22 protein-coding genes are annotated in these 17,681 nt (G+C 63.1%); 11 read left to right on the top strand and 11 right to left on the bottom strand.

From position 1 onward, the window contains the following. The first annotated feature begins 15 nt into the window (after positions 1 to 15). The 5 genes from RBH20_RS15985 to RBH20_RS15965 all read left to right on the top strand — a co-directional run bounded on the left by RBH20_RS15985 (position 16) and on the right by RBH20_RS15965 (position 3,201). A complete protein-coding gene (locus RBH20_RS15985; RefSeq protein ID WP_306710326.1) occupies positions 16 to 999 on the top strand; it encodes a Gfo/Idh/MocA family protein in 984 nt (327 codons plus the stop codon). 117 nt (positions 1,000 to 1,116) lie between these two features. Then, complete coding sequence (locus RBH20_RS15980) at positions 1,117 to 1,911, top strand: aldo/keto reductase (RefSeq protein ID WP_306710489.1); 795 nt, start codon at positions 1,117 to 1,119, stop codon at positions 1,909 to 1,911. A gap of 6 nt (positions 1,912 to 1,917) precedes the next feature. Beyond that, on the top strand, positions 1,918 to 2,103 hold the full coding sequence (locus tag RBH20_RS15975) for a hypothetical protein (RefSeq protein WP_306710324.1): 186 nt from the start codon (positions 1,918 to 1,920) through the stop codon (positions 2,101 to 2,103). A 74-nt stretch (positions 2,104 to 2,177) separates the two neighbouring features. After that, positions 2,178 to 2,315, top strand: a complete 138-nt coding sequence (locus tag RBH20_RS15970; RefSeq protein ID WP_004516449.1) for a hypothetical protein — start codon at positions 2,178 to 2,180, stop codon at positions 2,313 to 2,315. Between the two features lie 169 nt (positions 2,316 to 2,484). Further along, positions 2,485 to 3,201 carry a type 1 glutamine amidotransferase gene (locus tag RBH20_RS15965; RefSeq protein ID WP_306710323.1) on the top strand — a complete coding sequence of 239 codons (717 nt, stop codon included), beginning with the start codon at positions 2,485 to 2,487 and terminating at the stop codon, positions 3,199 to 3,201. 24 nt (positions 3,202 to 3,225) lie between these two features. Here the strand turns inward: RBH20_RS15965 and RBH20_RS15960 are convergent, their stop codons facing one another. The 3 genes from RBH20_RS15960 to RBH20_RS15950 all read right to left on the bottom strand — a co-directional run bounded on the left by RBH20_RS15960 (position 3,226) and on the right by RBH20_RS15950 (position 4,789). Then, entirely contained in the window at positions 3,226 to 3,693 is a 468-nt protein-coding gene (locus tag RBH20_RS15960) for a cupin domain-containing protein (RefSeq protein ID WP_306710322.1), read from the bottom strand. Between the two features lie 100 nt (positions 3,694 to 3,793). Beyond that, a complete protein-coding gene (locus RBH20_RS15955) occupies positions 3,794 to 3,958 on the bottom strand; it encodes a DUF6757 family protein (protein WP_004516452.1) in 165 nt (54 codons plus the stop codon). A gap of 54 nt (positions 3,959 to 4,012) precedes the next feature. Then, the gene (locus tag RBH20_RS15950) at positions 4,013 to 4,789 is read right to left on the bottom strand and encodes a PHP domain-containing protein (protein ID WP_306710321.1); all 777 of its coding nucleotides are present in this window, start codon (positions 4,787 to 4,789) and stop codon (positions 4,013 to 4,015) included. Between the two features lie 146 nt (positions 4,790 to 4,935). Here RBH20_RS15950 and RBH20_RS15945 point away from each other — a divergent pair, with 146 nt between their 5' ends. After that, positions 4,936 to 5,223 carry a hypothetical protein gene (locus tag RBH20_RS15945; protein ID WP_004516454.1) on the top strand — a complete coding sequence of 96 codons (288 nt, stop codon included), beginning with the start codon at positions 4,936 to 4,938 and terminating at the stop codon, positions 5,221 to 5,223. 114 nt (positions 5,224 to 5,337) lie between these two features. Here the strand turns inward: RBH20_RS15945 and RBH20_RS15940 are convergent, their stop codons facing one another. From RBH20_RS15940 to RBH20_RS15925, 4 genes are all read right to left on the bottom strand, one after another. Continuing rightward, the gene (locus RBH20_RS15940) at positions 5,338 to 5,748 is read right to left on the bottom strand and encodes a hypothetical protein (protein ID WP_306710320.1); all 411 of its coding nucleotides are present in this window, start codon (positions 5,746 to 5,748) and stop codon (positions 5,338 to 5,340) included. After that, a complete protein-coding gene (locus RBH20_RS15935) occupies positions 5,745 to 6,431 on the bottom strand; it encodes an ATPase domain-containing protein (protein WP_306710319.1) in 687 nt (228 codons plus the stop codon). The genes RBH20_RS15940 and RBH20_RS15935 overlap by 4 nt, the downstream gene beginning before the upstream one ends. Before the next feature lie 73 nt (positions 6,432 to 6,504). Beyond that, positions 6,505 to 7,212, bottom strand: coding sequence for a hypothetical protein (locus tag RBH20_RS15930; protein WP_306710318.1), 708 nt, complete (start codon positions 7,210 to 7,212; stop codon positions 6,505 to 6,507). 66 nt (positions 7,213 to 7,278) lie between these two features. Then, the gene (locus RBH20_RS15925) at positions 7,279 to 8,184 is read right to left on the bottom strand and encodes an acyltransferase (RefSeq protein ID WP_306710317.1); all 906 of its coding nucleotides are present in this window, start codon (positions 8,182 to 8,184) and stop codon (positions 7,279 to 7,281) included. A gap of 131 nt (positions 8,185 to 8,315) precedes the next feature. Between RBH20_RS15925 and RBH20_RS15920 the strand changes: the two genes are divergently transcribed. After that, positions 8,316 to 9,329, top strand: coding sequence for a CPBP family intramembrane glutamic endopeptidase (locus tag RBH20_RS15920; RefSeq protein ID WP_306710316.1), 1,014 nt, complete (start codon positions 8,316 to 8,318; stop codon positions 9,327 to 9,329). Positions 9,330 to 9,353: 24 nt separating this feature from the next. Beyond that, positions 9,354 to 10,406 (top strand): aldo/keto reductase, encoded by a 1,053-nt coding sequence (locus RBH20_RS15915; RefSeq protein ID WP_306710315.1) that lies wholly within the window; start codon positions 9,354 to 9,356, stop codon positions 10,404 to 10,406. Between the two features lie 431 nt (positions 10,407 to 10,837). Here RBH20_RS15915 and radA read toward each other — a convergent pair whose 3' ends face one another. The 4 genes from radA to htpX form a co-directional block, all read right to left on the bottom strand. After that, positions 10,838 to 11,887 carry a DNA repair and recombination protein RadA gene (radA, locus tag RBH20_RS15910; protein ID WP_306710314.1) on the bottom strand — a complete coding sequence of 350 codons (1,050 nt, stop codon included), beginning with the start codon at positions 11,885 to 11,887 and terminating at the stop codon, positions 10,838 to 10,840. Between the two features lie 141 nt (positions 11,888 to 12,028). Beyond that, positions 12,029 to 12,487 carry a hypothetical protein gene (locus tag RBH20_RS15905; protein ID WP_306710313.1) on the bottom strand — a complete coding sequence of 153 codons (459 nt, stop codon included), beginning with the start codon at positions 12,485 to 12,487 and terminating at the stop codon, positions 12,029 to 12,031. Between the two features lies 1 nt (position 12,488). After that, entirely contained in the window at positions 12,489 to 13,106 is a 618-nt protein-coding gene (locus RBH20_RS15900; RefSeq protein ID WP_306710312.1) for a hypothetical protein, read from the bottom strand. Positions 13,107 to 13,278: 172 nt separating this feature from the next. After that, positions 13,279 to 14,157 (bottom strand): zinc metalloprotease HtpX, encoded by an 879-nt coding sequence (htpX, locus tag RBH20_RS15895; protein ID WP_306710311.1) that lies wholly within the window; start codon positions 14,155 to 14,157, stop codon positions 13,279 to 13,281. Between the two features lie 127 nt (positions 14,158 to 14,284). On the opposite strand from htpX, the gene RBH20_RS15890 reads away from it, so the two are divergent. From RBH20_RS15890 to RBH20_RS15880, 3 genes are all read left to right on the top strand, one after another. Beyond that, positions 14,285 to 15,178 (top strand): NAD(P)-dependent oxidoreductase, encoded by an 894-nt coding sequence (locus RBH20_RS15890; protein WP_306710310.1) that lies wholly within the window; start codon positions 14,285 to 14,287, stop codon positions 15,176 to 15,178. 83 nt (positions 15,179 to 15,261) lie between these two features. Then, positions 15,262 to 16,401, top strand: a complete 1,140-nt coding sequence (locus RBH20_RS15885; RefSeq protein WP_306710309.1) for a 60S ribosomal export protein NMD3 — start codon at positions 15,262 to 15,264, stop codon at positions 16,399 to 16,401. Continuing rightward, entirely contained in the window at positions 16,394 to 17,533 is a 1,140-nt protein-coding gene (locus RBH20_RS15880; RefSeq protein ID WP_306710308.1) for a class I SAM-dependent methyltransferase family protein, read from the top strand. Before RBH20_RS15885 ends, RBH20_RS15880 begins: the two co-directional genes overlap by 8 nt. The last annotated feature ends 148 nt before the right edge of the window (positions 17,534 to 17,681 follow it).

Below are 17,681 nucleotides of genomic sequence, written 5' to 3'. Positions count from 1 at the left end.
GAGCCGGGTATCGGTATGCGCTTTGGGGTCATTTCAACGGCAAAAATCGCGCGCAAAGACGTGATTCCGGGCATCCAGAGGTCGGACCACACGGTCGCGGCAATCAGCTCCAGAAGCCGAGATCGTGCCAGCGAGGTGGCCGAAACGCTGGGTATCGCCAGTGCCTTCGGCGACTACGAGACGATGTTCGCCGAGGCGGACATCGACGCGGTGTACAACCCGCTTCCGAACGCGCTCCATGCCGAGTGGAGCCAGCGGGCCGCCGACCACGGGCTTGACGTGCTCTGTGAGAAGCCGCTGACCGTCGACACGGCCGGGGCAGTGGACCTCTTCGACTACTGTGCCGAACAGGGCATCACGCTAATGGAAGCGTTCATGTATCAGTTCCACCCGCGGACCCAGCGGGCCAGAGACATCGTCGAAAACGAACTGGGCGAGATACACACCGTCGATGCGTCGTTCAAGTTTCCGCTCTCCGATCCCGACGACATCCGTCTGGATCCGGAGCTGGCCGGTGGGAGCCTGATGGACGTGGGCTGTTACGCCGTCAGCGCGGCCAGAGGGTTCCTCGGCGAACCGGACCGGGCGTTTGCTCATGCCCGGGACTCGCGGGACAGTGGCGTTGACACGAACCTCAGCGGCGTCCTCTCGTACAACGATGGGCGGGTCGCCTCTATTTCCTGTGGGTTCGACGGGCCGAGACGGGAGTACTACCGGGTCGAGACCGACAACGGCTGGCTCGAAGCGCCGAACTGCTTCGGCCCGGCCCACGACCAATCCGTCTCGCTGACCTACAGCGTCGATGGCCGCGAGGTCACAGAGACGTTCGAACCAGTCGACCACTACCAGTTGCAGGTTGAGGCATTCGCGGACGCTATCGAAAACGGCGAGACGCCGCCCATCGACCAGGCCGAGACACTGGGGAATATGCGCGCCATGGACGCGCTGGCCAGAAGCGCAGACACCGGCGAACCGGTCGACATCGCCAGCCCCGAGTGAGAGACGACCGGGTGTGTACCGTACCGCGGCGAGCGCGAAACGGTTTTGACTGCCGCGAGTGAGACACGTACTGTGACACCCCCAACAGCGACACTCCCGAGTGGCGACGAACTGCCGATGGTCGGCGTCGGGACGTGGGACATCGACGGCGACACGGTTCAGGAATCCGTTCGGGCCGGACTCGACGCGGGCTACGCCCACGTCGACACCGCAGAGGGCTACAAGAACGAGAGCGAAATCGGCGAGGCCCTCGCCGACTACGACCGCGAGGACGTGTTCCTCACCTCCAAGGTACTGCCGAAACACCTCGACTACGAGTCGGTCATCGAGGCCTGTAAGGCGTCGCTCGACCGTCTCGGGACTGACTACCTCGATCTGTATCTCGTCCACTGGCCCAACCCCGCGACCTCCATCCGCGAGACGATGAACGCGATGGCGACGCTCCACGATCAGGGGAAAGTCCGCAACGTCGGCGTCTCGAACTTCAGCGCGTACCAGCTCGGGGCCGCCCAGCACGTCGCCGACGTGCCCATCGCCGTCAACCAGATCGAGTACCACCCATGGAACACACAGGACCAGGTCGTCGAGTTCTGCCGCGACACCGACACCGTCGTCGAGGCGGCCGCGCCGCTATGTCGAACGGAGGTGTTTGCTGACGACGTCATTCAGGATCTGGCAGAGAAATACGACAGGTCGCCGGCCCAGATCATCCTGAAGTGGGCGGTCGAGAACGACGTCGTGGTCCTGCCGAAGTCCTCCTCGCCCGAACACGTCCGCCAGAACCTCGCGTTGTTCGACTGGGACCTCGGCACCGCCGACCGCAAGCGCATTGACGCCATCGAGCGCGAACAGGCGGTCTACGACACCGGCATCAACGACTGGGACAACGACACCTACGGCATCTCGCAGTAGTCCCTAATGGTCGACCCGCCCGCACTGGACCGCTGGGACGCCACGGCCGCGGCGAGCATCGCGGTTTTGCTTGTCGTGGCGTACGTTCTGGTTCCGGACCCGACAGTCCAGTACGGGACGTGGCTAGTCGTCTTCTGCATCTGGATGGCCTGGTTCGTCTTCTTCGGTGCCAAATGGTTATACGGCCCCTAGAGCGGGTCGTTGAAGCTTTTACTCGATTCCGTGTCAGCGGAGATTTATTTACTCCCGCTCTCTATACACACTCGATGCCCCGCATCGAAGTCTCGGAAAACCTGTACCGGCAGATCGAGAGCGAAGCCAACAACGACGACTTCAACGACACGCTGTGGAAGATGGTGGGCTCCTATCGGCGGACGAACAACCCGGAAGCGGACCAGACGTAACGCACATATCGCAGTCGACGACCCGTAGCGAGACCGTTCTGAGAGTTTCGTCGTTCCCGATAGCCGCTGTACCCGCGCCTGCTTCGACGCCGGTGTCCCCGTCACTGTGAGCGGCAACCACTGCCGTCGGTACGCATGTTTTTACGATTTGAGCCGCTGCATACTGGTAATGAGGCCACGAATCGCCCTGCTGAACGCGGCCCACGACGGCGACGACAATCGCCGGAACTTCCGGCGGGAACTCGACGCCGACCTCGTGGAATACGACGTGACCGAGCGCGAACTGCCCGATACCTTCGCGTTCGACGGCTGTCTGGTCACGGGCAGTCGCGCGTCCGTCTACTGGGACGAGCCCTGGATTCGAGACCTCGAATCCTGGGTCGCGGACGCGATTGACCGAGATATCGCGTTCCTGGGCGTCTGTTTCGGCCACCAGTTGCTCGCACACGCACTCGGCGGCACTGTCGAATCGATGGACGAGTACGAGATCGGCTACCGGACGGTCGAGCACGACGGCGAGAACGAACTGCTCGCTGGCGTCGACGAGTCCTTCACCGTCTTCACGACGCACTCGGACCGCGTCGCCGAGGTGCCACCGGGCGCAACCACGTTCGCCGAGAACGACTACGGCGTCCACGGGTTCCGGAAAGAGAACGTCTTTTCGGTGCAGTTCCATCCGGAGTACGACCCCGAGACGGCCGAGACAGTGACGAAGGGCAAGGACGACCAGCTCGCCGACGAGCGCATCGGAGCGGTGCTTGACGGCGTTACAGAAGAGAACTATCGCGCCGCTTGCGAGGCCAAGCGGCTGTTCGACAACTTCACCGAGTTCGCCGCGCGTCACGCGGGTGACGGGTCCGGTGCGACCACCGCTGCCGACGACTAACCACACCAAGAGAACTGTTGACGATCAGGTGAACCGACCGGTCTCGGCGTCACATTCCTCGCAGCGTGTCACAAGCGCGTCACGGTCGTCCGTCATCTCGACATAGTTGTGCGTGCGACCGCCACAGTCCTCGCAGTGCCGGAGCATATCCGTGTCTCCCATTTCCTGTGGTGCACCGAGCGCGAGCGCAACGACGCGCTCGTCACCCTCGTTGTGACCGCGTTGCCACTCGCCGGGAGCGAAGCGGATTGCCTCGCCAGCACTGACATGCACGTCGCCGTCCTCTGTCTCGAACGTCGCTGTCCCCGACTGAACGAGGAACACTTCCTCTTGGTCCGGATGGCGGTGATAGCCGAAGCCGAAGGACTCGCCAGATGCCAGTTCGTAGTAGTTCAACGCGATATCGTCGGTGTCGAGTGGGCCAGCGAGCGCCCGTTTGACCGACGCCGGCCCCATTCGCGATTCGACGGCGTCAAGGCTGACTTTCTCCATAGTTGCCATGTACGGCGGGCAGTCCTTAACGGTTAGTCAGGGGGTCACAGCGGTGACACGCGGGAGACGCCACAGCAAAAGCAGAGAAACGGAGCGTCGATCACTCGCGTCGGTCGATATCGAGTTCTTCGTCGAGGTCTTCAAGCCAGTCAGCGTCTTCCAGTTCCGCCATCTGTTCACGGAAGTGTGTCTTGCAGACACCGACCTTGACACCGTCGTTCTCAACGGCGATGTCGGCTTCACGGTCGCAGTAGTGACACTGCATACTTGAATTATATACCCGAACGACATTGAACCCTCGGGTTCCGTCTGCCGATTGTCAGACGTTGAGTGCCGTTTCGACTCGGTCCCACGCGGCCGCGTTCAGACCAGTGTCACCCAGCGTCTCGCCGTGGGCATCGCTGCCGCCCGTCGGGACGAGGTTGTGTCGCTCGATAGCCGCATCGACGAGGCTGTCGTCGACCGCCCGGCCATAGGGATACCACCGTTCGACGGCATCGAGCGACGCACACTTCGACAGTGCGACCGCCGTATCAGGATATCTGAACGGATGTGCGAGACCGACAAGCCCGCACGCGTCTGAGAGGACAGCACAGCCGCGCTCGAATGACGGGACCGCCCGCGGGACGTAACAGGGGCAGTCGTCGCCGATGAGTTCGTCGAACGCGGACTGGAAGGTGTGGTCCGACACCTCGGCGATCCCGCGGGCGATGTGTGGCCGACCGAGGCCATCGCGCGGTTTGACGGGCAGCGAGACGCTCAAGTGGTCTTCGACGCACTCGATGATTCGCGCGCCGCGCTCGCGGCGGTTCCGCTGGATGCGTGCACATTCGGCCCGGAGTTCATCGGTTGGCTCGACGCCGTAGCCCAGCAGGTCCAGTCGCTGTGTTTCGGTTTCGACACGGAGTTCGATGCCGTGGAGAAGCGTCACACCGTCCTGCTGGGTGACAGGCCCGTCGAGTGCAGGCTGGAGTCGGTCGTGGTCCGTGACGGCGACGACCTCGACGCCCGCTTGTCTCGCGGCGGCCGGGACCGCATCGAGCGTGAGTGTCCCGTCAGAGCGAGTAGTATGTACGTGCAAGTCAGCGACGACCATACCACTCCCACAATTCCCAGCAGGAAGCCGCTTCTGGTCAAATCACGAGTGGTGTGCACACGAAACGTGGGTTCCTTATACGCATTAAGGGATATTATGATTATCTATAGTGAAGGTTTATTAGGAACCATGAACTTTCGATAGACATGCGAATGCTAAGCAACGCAACGGACGCCTTCCAATCGTACGACTACCCGGTTTCCGCCGAGGAAATCATCGAGGGTGACGGCGACATGGAACTCGAACTGCCAAACGGCACCGAACGGCTGGGCGACGCACTCAGCCGGTCGGCCCCGGAAACCTTCGAAAGCGCGGAAGACGCCGAATTCGCGGCGTTCTCGGGTGTGTCGAGCAAGGCCATCGGCCGGAAGGGCTACTCCGACCGCGACCCGATCTGCATGGGCGAAGACGGGCCGGACCAAGTCTCCTTCTAACGGCCCGAAACGGCCTGCAGTCACCCCAGCTCTGGACGGATTTCCCGTCTCCATCGTTTTTTACACAGGCGAGCAACAGCGCTACCGCTGTCGGTGAGTGCACACTTAGAGTGACTACCTGTCGAGGAAGTCCGGCCTGTCGACAGCGTCGGTGCTGTCGACTGACTGCCTGTCCAGCAGCTCCGAGGAATCGAGCGCTGACGGCAGGCCGTCACGGCCGCCAGTCGGCACGTCTGCTTCGTCGAGGTACGTCTTCTCGCCGTTGATCAGGTCGGCCCAGAGGGCGTCCCGGTCGGCGTTGGTCGTCTCCGCCGCTTCCTTTGCTTCATTACGCCCCTCGTCGTACGCGAGTTCGACCATGCTCTTGTGATACGCCGAGTTCATCTCGGCGTAGATGGCTTCGAGTTCCTCGCGATTGTACTCCCCGAGACGCTCAGCGACACCGATGGCGTAGGCCCGGTCGGTAGCCTTGTCTTTGTCGAGAGTGTCCCAATCGGTGCCGAACTCACGCTCGTAGCGACTCATGTCTCCACTTTCCGGTCAGTGTGAACCTGCAGTCCAGCATCAGAAAAGGAGATTTCGCGGATGTCACAGTCGATAGCGGTGCCCCGCATCTTGATGACCTGAACGCCGCGGGTCATGCTCCCGTTTTCGAGGAAGTTATGGAAGAAGACGACGCCGTGGGCGAGGTAGTGCTCGTCGCTGTAGGATGACGGATCGGTCATCTCGGAAATGAGCAGTGTCGTCGCGTCGGTCTGTTTCAGCGCAGAAAGAAAGCCCGTAATCTCGTCTTCGACATCGGCCATGAAGTGCTGTAACAGCATCGTCGAGTCAATGACGACCCGCTGGATGTCGTTCTGTCTAATGTAGGCAACGAGTCGGTTCGTCAGGCCGCCCTCGCTGCCAAACTGTGTGATAGTTCGCTTCCCGCTCTCGGTGACGAGGTTAAGGAACTGGATGGCATCAGACTGCATGGCCCGGTCGAAGCCGAAGTCGTAGCCGGCCATGTCCTGCATCAACTCCGTCTTGGTCTCGTGCATCGTCACGTACAGGCACGTTTCGCCGTCCTTGACGCCCTGTGTAATAAACTGTGAACAGAAGGTTGTCTTCCCGCTGCCCGGCGGGCCACTGACCACGTAAAGACGATTCGGGAGTAACCCCCCCTCAATGAGTTCGTCGAATCCGGGGACCCCACTAGAGAGACGCATATCAGCTATCTGAGTCCGTCTGGACATATGCTTTCACATTCTATTTTCACCGGTGATAACTTATTCGGCTGCGTCAGCGTTCGATAGCACTGGGGTGGCTATCGGTCAATTCAAGCAGTCGCTCCGTACCGGCCTCGTCGAACCGCATCGGCCGTCGCCACCACGGCCCCTTCCCCGAGTCGGACGACAGTTCGGTGACCAGTTTGTTCGCGTCGGTGCCACCGCTCGGTGCCGACAGCGGGACGACTGTGTCGTACAGTCGTGACTCCTCAGCGTTGCCGCGAATGAGAACGCGAGCGTCGAAGGGGTCGCGTTTCACGTGGGCGTTCGAGGCAAACTGGGCCTGCTCCGCGGATGGAAGATCGCGGTACTCCTCACCCGAAACCGCGTCGCGGGCAAGCTGGAAATGACCGATGACGTGGGCACCCCACTCCGGCGACGCCCAGGCTGGGCACTCGTCGGCCATCGACAGCGTCGCGTAGAAGAACAGGTAGTCACCGGCGGACAGGTCCGAGAGCGGTCCCGCTTTCACGCCGTGTTCGTCACCGTACGTGTAGTGTTCACCGCCGGCTTCCGGGAACTCTGGGTCGAAGTGAACCGGCTGGTCGGCCACCGCGGACACGTCGGTCCGCAGGTCAAGGTCGCCGTAGGTCGGCACGGGCTCGCTGGTCGGTTTCGGTTCGGGAATCGGGATGTACTCGAAAGAGCCGTCGGGAAACAGCGGGCCGCGAAAGCCGGGCTCGTTCGTGTTTGCTCCGACGTTGATAGCGACGCTTCGCATAGCCGTTGTTGGTCGGTTCGCGAGAAAGGACTTCGGTTGCAGAGAGGTGAGACGTGCTGTCGGTGTTTACTCGTGGTCCGGCGGCGAGAGGTCGCGCTGGAACTCATCAAACTGCTCCAGAGTATCGGGCAAGTCAGCCGGCAGTTGCCGCTCGGTGCGGCGGTCAACGTTCGCCCCCTCAATCGGCTCCGCGACGGACTCCCAGCCGTCCTTGACCGTCAGCGACTTCGCCGGTGTGCCGGCAGCGATGTGATGGGCGGGGATATCCGTGCCGGCGATGGACTTCGCCGCAAGTATGGCGTTTTCGCCGACCTTCACACCGGCCCGGACCATCGAGTCGTAGGTCAGGCGTACATCGTCTTCGATGATGGTGTGGTAGTTGTCGACGTGGGTCTGGTCGACGGCGTCGTGGTCGTGGCTGTAGACGTGGGTATCGTCAGAGATAGAGACGCGGTCGCCGATTGTGAGTTTCCCGCGGTCGTCCAGATGGACGTCGTCGTGGACGACGACGTTGTCGCCGACCTCGATGTTGTGGCCGTAGGTAAAAGAGATGCCCTTGAAGAAGCGACAGCCCTCGCCACAGGACTCGAAGAGATGGTCGGCGAGCATCCGACGGAACCGGAGCGCGAACTCGACGTTGTCCGCCATCGGCGTCGCGTCGAACTGCCGCCAGAGCCACTGGAGGTGTTTCGAGCGTTTGAACCGCTCCTCGTCTTTCTCGGCGTAGTACTCGCTTTCGAGGGTCGTGTTGCAGGGGTCATAGCCCTGGAGCCGGACCCGCTCGGCCGGGGAGATATCCGCGCCGTCCTGCCAGCGCTCGTAGGCCTCCCGGTCGCCGTGGAGGTCGACAAGCACGTCAGTGACAACATCGCAGGTGTCCTCGTCACCGGAGAGGCGTTCATCGACCTCGTCGATGAACGCCCTGAGCCCCTCTTCGGCGAGCGGTGGCAGCGACACGTGACGCTTCGTCATGTCGAGTACGTGGCTTCGCGGGCAGATAGGGGTTTCCGTTACGTGAAACCCACCCAGTAACACCCGTGTCACGACACCGAGTGTCACAACGAGCAAGCCACAGTTAAGACGCCGCCGTTCCAGACGACGACATGGTCAGGTCGGACTTCATCATGGAGATACGGCGCTACATCGTCAATCCCGCCGAGCGCCGGCTGCGAGCGCCGTGGCGGGTCACGCTGTGGGTTTTTCTCGCCGGGTTCGGCCTCGTCCTCTTTTCGGGGATGATCGCAGTGGTATCGTCGGTAGTACGCGAGACACCGATGGTCGCAGTCGTACGCCAGATTACACTCTTTGCTTCCGGAACCGCCATCGCCGTCGGGATCGGCTATCTACTCGACCGGCGAACGCTCCCGGATTACGGGCTAGGATTCGACCGTCAGTGGTGGCGCGACGCGGCCTTCGGCCTCGCGCTCGGGGTGGGGCTTCCCACGCTCGTCCTGCTCGCTGAACTGGCTGTCGGGTTCGTCGAAGTCAGTGTCGTCCTCGCAACCGTCGACAGCGGGCCGCTCCCGCTGACCGCGTTCGGGCCGCCGGTCGCCGTCCTCCTCTTGGGGGCGTTCTTCCTCGTGCAGGCGACTACTGAGGAAGTGCTCGTCCGTGGGTATCTCCTGACGAACGCGGCTGAAGGGCTCGCTGGCTGGATCGGGAAGCGGCGCGCAGTTATCGTCGCAACAGCACTGACGGGTGCACTGTTCGGCGTCCTCCACTGGACGAACCCCAGCGCGTCGCTGCTCAGTGTGGCCAACATCACCCTCTACGGCCTCCTGCTCGGTGCGTGTTACGTCCTGACCGGTCGACTCGGGGTCGCCAGCGGCTTCCACGTCGCCTGGAACTACACGCTCGCACTGCTTGGCTTCCCCGTCAGCGGCCTCCGGATGGGCGTCACCCTCCTTTCGACCGATGCAACTGGTCCCACTGTGGTGACCGGCGGCGGGTTCGGTCCCGAAGGGGGCCTTGTCGCCCTGCCACTGCTCGCCGTCGGCGGGGCCGGACTGTACTGGTGGGTCCGCCGCGAGTACGGCGCGGTCAAATTGCTCGACGACATTGCAACCCCACAGCTCCGGATTCGGACACGGTCCGACACCGCAAACCAAGACGGCTAAGTGGACAGCGCCGCTAAAACGGGTATGGAATACGCGACACTCGGAAACTCCGGCGTCGAGGTCTCAGAAGTCGGATTCGGTGCCTGGGTCGTCGGTACGGACTGGTGGGGCGACCGCACTCGCGACGATGCTATCGACATGGTCCAGCACGCGCTCGACGAGGACGTGACGTTCTTCGATACCGGCGACGTATACGGACACGGCGACAGCGAAGAGATCATCGGCGAGGCGCTGGCAGAACACCGTGACGAAGTCACTGTCTCGACAAAAATCGGCTACGACTTCTACAACAACCCACAGGCCGGCCACGGCGAACTCCCGAAGAAGGTCACGCCCGAGTGGGTACACACTGCCGTTGACCGCTCGCTCGACCGCCTTGGCATGGACCACGTCGAACTCCTGATGCTCCACAACGCCAATGTCGACGAGGTCGACGAGGACGTGCTGGAAGCGCTGGACGAACTCCGCGAGGAAGGCAAAGTCGAGGCCATCGGCTGGGCGCTCGGCCCCTCTATCGGCTGGCTCGCTGAGGGCGACGCCGCGGTCGCAAACGAGTTCGATGCGCTCCAGACCGTCTTTAACCTCTTCGAGCAGACCCCCGGCCAGCACTTCATCGACACCATCCGCGAGCAAAACGCCGATACGTCGGTTCTCGCCCGCGTCCCGCACTCCTCGGGCCTACTGAACGAGCAGGTGACCCCCGAGACGGAACTCGGCAAGGGCGACCACCGCTCGCACCGGCCGAGCGAGTGGTACGAGACCGGCTGGGAGAAGGTCGAAGAAATCCGGTTCCTCGAACGTGATGGAGCACGGACGATGGGCCAGGCCGCCATCCAGTGGCTCCTCTACAACGACGAAGTGGCGTCGGTCACCCCGACGTTCCGGACGAACGGCGACATCGACGAATGGGCCGGTGCGCCCGACACGCCGCCGCTCAGCGACGAGGAGTACGACCGCGTGCAGGAACTGTACCGGGACAACTTCGGTATCGACCGTGACGACGGGATGGACGCCCTGCGCTCGTCGGTCGGCGGTGCGGACCTCGAAGAGACCGGTATGAAGTCTGCCGGAGACTGACAGCGAGGCGTTGGAGCGCTGACGCACAGGCCACGACAGACCAGGCGAGCGACTAATTCTACCGCCGCTCACTTGATTTTCGCACCGTCCAAACAACGACGGTTGGCCACTGAAATCTCCAGTCGACAGTTTACCCCCAAAGAACACCGGCAACCAGACAGCCGTCTGTCGTTTCTCAGATGGCACCCCTCTGTTTCAACAGGAGATGTACCGCAGTCTTGCGGTTTGGGTGTTGGAGCTTCACATTCACCACGGTGCGTCTGACGGCCGCAAGACGCCAGACGGGAGTCGGTTCGAGATGAAACAAAGGGGTTCGAGGCGCGGGAGCAGTCCACATACCAGTCCGGGTGACGGCTGTAGCAGGTGTCAGAGACTGCCGCAAAAATGGTCTGCAATCGTGGGTCAACGATGGCCGCTACTGCTAGGTCCGGTTACTCGTTCAGCAGGCCGTCTTCTTCGACACGCATGACACCCTCGCCGTCCGGGAGGTTCGGCGCGTCGACGAGCTTGACGATACGCTTGTTCCCCTTGGACTTCCGGAGGTACATCCGGAACGTGGAGGTGTGGCCGAGGATGTTGCCACCGATGGGCTGAGTCGGGTCACCGAAGAAGGAGTCGGGGTTAGAGGCGACCTGGTTCGTGACGACGACGGCGGTGTTGTTGAGGTCGCCGACGCGCATCAGGTCATGGAGGTGCTTGTTGAGCTTCTGCTGACGGTCGGCGAGTTCACCACGGCCGACGTACTCAGCGCGGAAGTGAGCGGTCAGCGAGTCGACGGCGAGTAGGCGAACGGGGAACTCCTCTTCCTGGCTCTCGCTGGCGATTTCCTGTGCTTTCTCGGCCAGAAGGATCTGGTGGTTGGAGTTGAACGCCTTCGCGACGTGGATCTTCTCCAACACAGAGGCGACGAGGTCATCGAGCAGGTCCTCGTCAGTGGGGTCTGCGTCGGCCTCCTCTTCGACGATGCCGTGGAGGACCATCGTATCCGACAGTACCTCGTCAGTAAGGCCCTTGACCATCTGTTCGATACGCTCAGGTCGGAACGTGTCCTCGGAGTCGACGAAGATAGCGCTGCCCTCCAGCCCGCCGTGTTCGGCCGGGAGCTGGACGTTGACCGCGAGCTGGTGCGTTACCTGGGACTTCCCGGCTCCGAACTCACCGTACACTTCGGTGATGGACTGGGTTTCGACGCCGCCGCCGAGCAGCTCGTCGACCTCGTCGACGCCCCAAGAGAGCTTCCCGATCTGTTCACGGCGTTCGAGCACCGTCGACCCGGTTTCGAAACCGCCGATGTCAGCCGCTTCGCGGGCAGCCTGAATGATGTCTGCCGCCGACGACTCGCCGATGTCGGCCGTATTTGACAGTTCGCCGGGGGAGGCGACCGCAATCCCCTGGTAGGAGTCGTAGCCGTTGTCTTCGAGTTTCTCTGCTGTCGCCGGACCGACACCCGGCAGCTCTTCGAGGTCCTCACTTGCGGACATGGACATGCCTTGTGCGTCCGGGGGTATAAAGCCTCGTTAACACCAGAGTGAAAGTGAAAGTGAGGGACGGCAGCGGTACAGTTCAGGACAGAATCGGGAGTTTTAGATGGGAAAGAGAGTCGGAGTGCAGTGGAAACGGACTCAGGCCGGACCCACTCGACCAAGATAGGCGAGCAACAGCGTCCCCAGCAGAAAGAGCCCAGTCAGCACCGTCTCGGACACCGGTACTATCCCTTCGCCGAACGCGCCGACAAGGAGGAGCGTAATCGCAGTCGTACCAGGAATCGGCCTGGAGCGGATTGAGCGCCAAAGCAGCCGCAGCGACCACCGGAGGCCGGCAAGCTGTGAGAGAATGCGTGTGGCAAATGAGCGACTTGCGTCCGGGTTCTCAGCGGGCTCGAACGCGGCGAGGGATTCGAGAGCGACAGTCACCACCTCACCAGTGTGGACCCGACGGCCGGCCGCGTCGCCGACCAGCAGCAGCGTCACAGCGTCACCGTCCGTACCAACGACGCGGTAGACACCGGCGGGAACGTGGCTGTCGCGGCCGGCCTCGGTCGGCCGGACGTGGTCACCGATAGCGACGCCGCCGTCTGTCATGTCACTCCCAGGGGTGGTAGCCGGGGCGGTCCGGCCACAGCGGATACCAGTATTCCTTGTCGTCCTCAATGGTGATCTCGTCGGTGAGGTTACTGTCCAGTTTGAACTCCGCGGACGTGTTGCGCTCGTGGCTGTCGTGGGGGTCCGGTGCGAACGGGTAGAACGCGCCCCGTCGGAAGGAATACACCCAGTAGACGGTCTGATCGTCGCGCGTGTGCTCGAACGCGAACAGCGCCGCGAGCAGGCGCGAGCCATAGCGGCGCTCGACGAGCGTGTCCGCCGCGAAGTGGATCGACGTGAGCAGGTCCTCGAAGTCGTTGTCGTGGAGTACGACCCACTGGTAGCCATGGTCGTCAGTCTCGAAGGTCGCCCGTGTGCCCGTCTCGACCATTCCGGCGTCGAGAATGGATTCGACCTCGTCGATGGCATCCTGAAAGTCCGTACTGTCGACATCGGCGAAACACAGCGCCGCCTCGCCAGTCGGTTCGTACCCCAGATCGGCCTCCATCGTGATGTAGGCGGTACTCATCCCGAACAGGTCGTCCGGGTCGGCGTCCCGCGTCGCGTCGGCCTCGGCTTTCACCCCAAGAACGCTTTTGAGTCCGTCGAGCAGTCCCATATAACAGTCTCTATGGGCCAGGGACCAAGGTGGTTTGCGTCTCGACTGTGGGTGTTTGTGTTCGGTGACGCGTATTCGAGCAGCCAGAAAGCCCCGGCTGTCTGGCTCTGTACAGTAGCTACCACGAGACGGTACACGACTTCGTAGACGACAGCCAGAAAATCAGCCGAGACTATCGGCTTTCGAGTTCGCGTTCGAGGTCCTGCAGGCGGTCGATGCGCTTCTCCGTCGTGGGGTGAGTGCTGAACAGTCGGCCGATCCACCCGACGTTGATCGGGATGATGAAGAAGGCGTTCATCTCCGCCTGGTCGCGCATGTCATCCTTGGGTACCTTGTCCATCCGGCCGTCGATTTTCATCAGCGCGTTCGCGAGGGCGGCGGGCTTGCCGGTAATCATTGCGCCGCCGCGGTCGGCGGCGTACTCGCGATAGCGGCTGAGCGTCCGGATCAGGAGGAAGGAGACGACCCAGACGACCAGCGAGATGAGGATGGCGACGATGACAGGCACCTGCTGGCCGCCGCGTTCGCGGCCGCCGCTGAACAGCCAGCCCCACCGGACGATGAGGAAGGCGATCGTCGAGAGGAACGACGCGATAGTCATCACCATCACGTCGCGGTTCTTGATGTGGGCCAGTTCGTGCGCAATGACGCCCTCTAGTTCGTCTTGGTCTAGCGTGTTCATGATGCCCGTCGTCACACAGACGGCCGAACTGTCTTTCGACCGGCCAGTGGCGAAGGCGTTGGGCACCCGCGAGTCGGCGACAGCGACCTTCGGCTTCGGGAGGTCGGCCTGCTGGGCGAGGCGGTCGACGGTCCGGTGGAGTTCCGGGTACTCCTCCGGTTCGACCGTCCGGGCTCCCATCGAATACAGGGCGAGTTTGTCGCTGAAGAAGAACTGCGCACCGAGGAACAGTCCCATGACGACCACGATGAGTGCGAGATTGCTGAAATACAGCGTGAGCGCTCCAAGGAAGACGATGTACAGCGCGAACAGCAGGAACATCGTCAGGGCCATCCGGCCACGGAGCCCCCAGTCTGTTTGCCACTCCATACCCTTGATAGACGGTCGACACTCTAAAACCTCGCTATCGTGGGAAAGTGCCACACGGCAGGGGCCAGTGGACCGTCAGCGGGCCAACGGTCCACACGCATTTACTCTCCGGGCAACAATCGGATGCATGACCGACACAGTTGTCGTCACTGGCGGGCGCGGGCGGTCCGGGCGCTGGATCTGTGACCACCTCGCCGGCGAGTACAACGTCGTCTGCGTGGATCTGGACCATCCCGGCTGGGAGGTACCCACCCGGGAACACATGGACTTCAAAGCCGTCGACGTGACTGAAGGAGTGGAGGTCCGGGACCTCTTCAGCGAGATTGACCCGGACGCCGTCGTCCACTGGGCTGCGTTGCCAGCACCGGAGCGCCACGCGGGCACGCGAGTGTTCGACACCAACATTTCGGCGACGTACAACGTCATCGACGCCGCAGGTCGTGCCGGCGCAGACGTCGTCTGGGCGTCCTCCGAGAGCGCCTACGGACTATCCTTCGCCGAGGAGACGCCGCTGCCGGCGTATCTCCCGATGGACGAATCCCATCCGACTGCGCCGGAGGACCCGTACGGCACGTCGAAGGTCGCCGGCGAAGAGGTGGCGAAGATGGTCGTCCGGCGTGACGGCGTCGATGTAGCCTCGATACGACCGTCGTGGATTCAGTACCCCGGTGAGTACAACTGTCGGGACGTGGCCACGGGCGACCTCGCCGACGGCGCGGGTAACTGCTGGTCGTATGTCGACGTGCGCGACGTGGCGACAGCCGTCGCGGCAGCGCTCGATACCGACATCGGTGGGCACGAAGCGTTCAATGTCGCCGCCGCCGAGAACTACGTCGGCCGGCCGACGGCTGACCTCGTGGAAGAGCAGTGGGGTGACCTTCCCGCGGAGTGTAAGCTGGACGGCGACCAGTCAGCGCTCTCGACGGCGAAAGCACAGGGGCTGTTGGACTGGGAGCCCGAACACAGTTGGCGCGAGGCCGCCGACGCCGACATTGCAGCACCGACACTCACAGGTGAGTAATCGGAGGTCGTACTGGCCCGTCGGCAGAGTAGTCGCGGTGGCGGAACACACGGCTTAAACGGTTCAGTACAGTAGGACCGGTAATGAGCCGGTCGGGAGAGTTCTGTCCACGCTGCGGTGACGAGATACCGGAGGGCACTGACGAGCGCCCGGAGCTTGCGGGTGCCGGCGGTCAGCGCAACTCCGAGCACGTCCTCTGTGACGCCTGCTACTTCGAGGAGTTCGACCTGGTGGACGCCCCCGACACCATCCAGGTGCGAGTCTGTTCGCGGTGTGGCGCGGTCCACAAGGGGAACCGCTGGGTCGACATCGGCGCCGAGGACTACACCGATATCGCCGTCGAACAGGTCAGCGAGGCGCTCGGGATCCACGTCGACGCCCAGTCGGTTGCCTGGCAGGTCGCTCCCGAGCAACTCGACAAGAACAACATCCGGATGCACGCGGAGTTCTCCGGTGTCATCCGCGGGACACCGGTCACTGAGGAGGTCACCGTCCCTGTTCGTATCTCCCGGCAGACGTGCAAGCGCTGTGGGAAAATCGCCGGCGGTTCCTTCGCCAGTATCGTGCAGGTGCGGGCCGACAGCCGCGATCCGACCGACGACGAGCGAGAGCGCGCCGAGGAGATCGCAGAGGAGTACATCGCCGCCCGTGAGGAAACGGGCGACCGCAACGCATTCATTACCGAGACCAAGTCCGTCGACGACGGGCTGGACATGAAAATCTCGACGAACCAGATGGGGCTGGGCATCGCCAAGCGCATCACCGCCCAGCTCGGCGGCTCGTACTCCGATTCGCGGCGTCTCATCTCCGAGGACGAGGACGGTCAGGAGCTGTACCGGATGACCTACGCCGTCCGCCTGCCCCGCTATCGACAGGGCGAGGTAATCGACCCGGAGGACGGCGACGGGCCAGTGCTGGTCCGCTCGGTCCAGGGGAACCTCAAGGGTGTCCGTCTGGCGACCGGCGAGGACTACGAAGCCAGTTTCGAGGACGGCGAGACCCCCGACGCCCGGCGGCTGGGGTTCCGCGAGGACGCCCAGACGACGACTCTCGTCGCCGTCGAGGACGCCAATGCCGTCCAGGTGCTCGACCCAGAAACCTTCGAGAGCAAGACCGTCCCGCGCCCGGACTACCTCGACACCGACGCCGACGAGGTGCCGGTACTGAAGAGTCACGCGGGGTTGCACGTTCTTCCCGATACCGACGCGGATACCGATGAGTGAGGACACGGAGACAGCGGACGACCAGCAGCTAGCCGTCGTCGTCGCCAAACCCCGCTCGCAGGTCGCTATCGAATCCCTGCAGGCCGAGGGCCTCTACGACGACACCAGAAGCATCACCGAGTGGACCGCGGACAGCGTCGCCGTCCCGGTGACTGCCCCGCCACAGGAAACGCAGTTCCGGGAGGTCGTCCGGCAGGTCGGCAAGCGCCGTCTCCGAACGCTCGATGACCACCTCCGGGAGCGCGGCTGGACCGACGCGGAAATCGATGCCGCCCCGAGTTCCTGGGCCGTCCTTGGCTCCGTCGTGCTGGTCGACATCGGCGACAGCCCCCGACCGGCGGAGGTCGGCGATGCCCTGCTGGCGCTCCACGGCGAGGCCGAGACGGTGCTGGCCCGCCACGGCATCTCCGGCGAGCACCGCGAACCCAGTGTTGAGGTCATCGCCGGTGACGGCGACACCGAGACGGTCCACACCGAACACGGCACGCGCTACGCGATGGACCTCTCGGAGGTGATGTTCTCGCCCGGCAACAAGGCCGAGCGGGCGCGGATGGGCGAAATCGTCAGCGAGGAGCGGGGGACCAGGCCCTCGGAACGGGCGAGCGGTGAAGCCGCGAGCGAGGGCGGCGAGCGCGTACTGGACATGTTCGCCGGCATCGGTTACTTCACCCTCCCGATGGCCCGCGCCGGCGCACACGTCACCGCCGTCGAGCGCAATCCCACGGCGTTTCGCTTCCTGGTCGAGAACGTCATGCTGAACGACGTGGACGAGCGCGTACACCCCTACCGGGCCGATTGTCGAGAAGTCGTACCGGGCTTTGCCAGCGAGGGTCGCGCCGACCGAGTAGTGATGGGCTACTACGAGGCCTCCGCGCCGCGCGCGGAGGACAGTCGGGCTCCGCCCGACGCTTCACACGAGTACCTCGACAGCGCGCTCGACGCACTCGCGCCCGGCGGCGTCCTCCACATGCACGAAGCAACACCAGACGCGCTCGTGTTCGACCGACCGATAGAACGGCTGGAAGCAGCCGCCGCCGAAGCCGATCGGGATGTCGAAGTGCTAGACACTCGGCGCGTCAAGGAGTACAGCGAGGGTGTCGCCCACGTCGTCGTGGATGCTCGGGTGCAGTAGGGCGTCTTTACGCAAGCAATCCAGATCAGCGGACGAGTAACAGCCCCGAACAGATGGTCGTAACGCCTAATTAGGCGAGTGCTCAAGAGGAGAGCATGGACAGACAGCAGATTATTAGCATCATTCTCGTCGGCCTGATGGTCGGGTC

The organism is Haloarcula sp. H-GB4 (assembly GCF_030848575.1).
Taxonomy (GTDB): Archaea; Halobacteriota; Halobacteria; order Halobacteriales; family Haloarculaceae; genus Haloarcula.
This window is presented reverse-complemented; position numbering and strand designations above follow the sequence as displayed.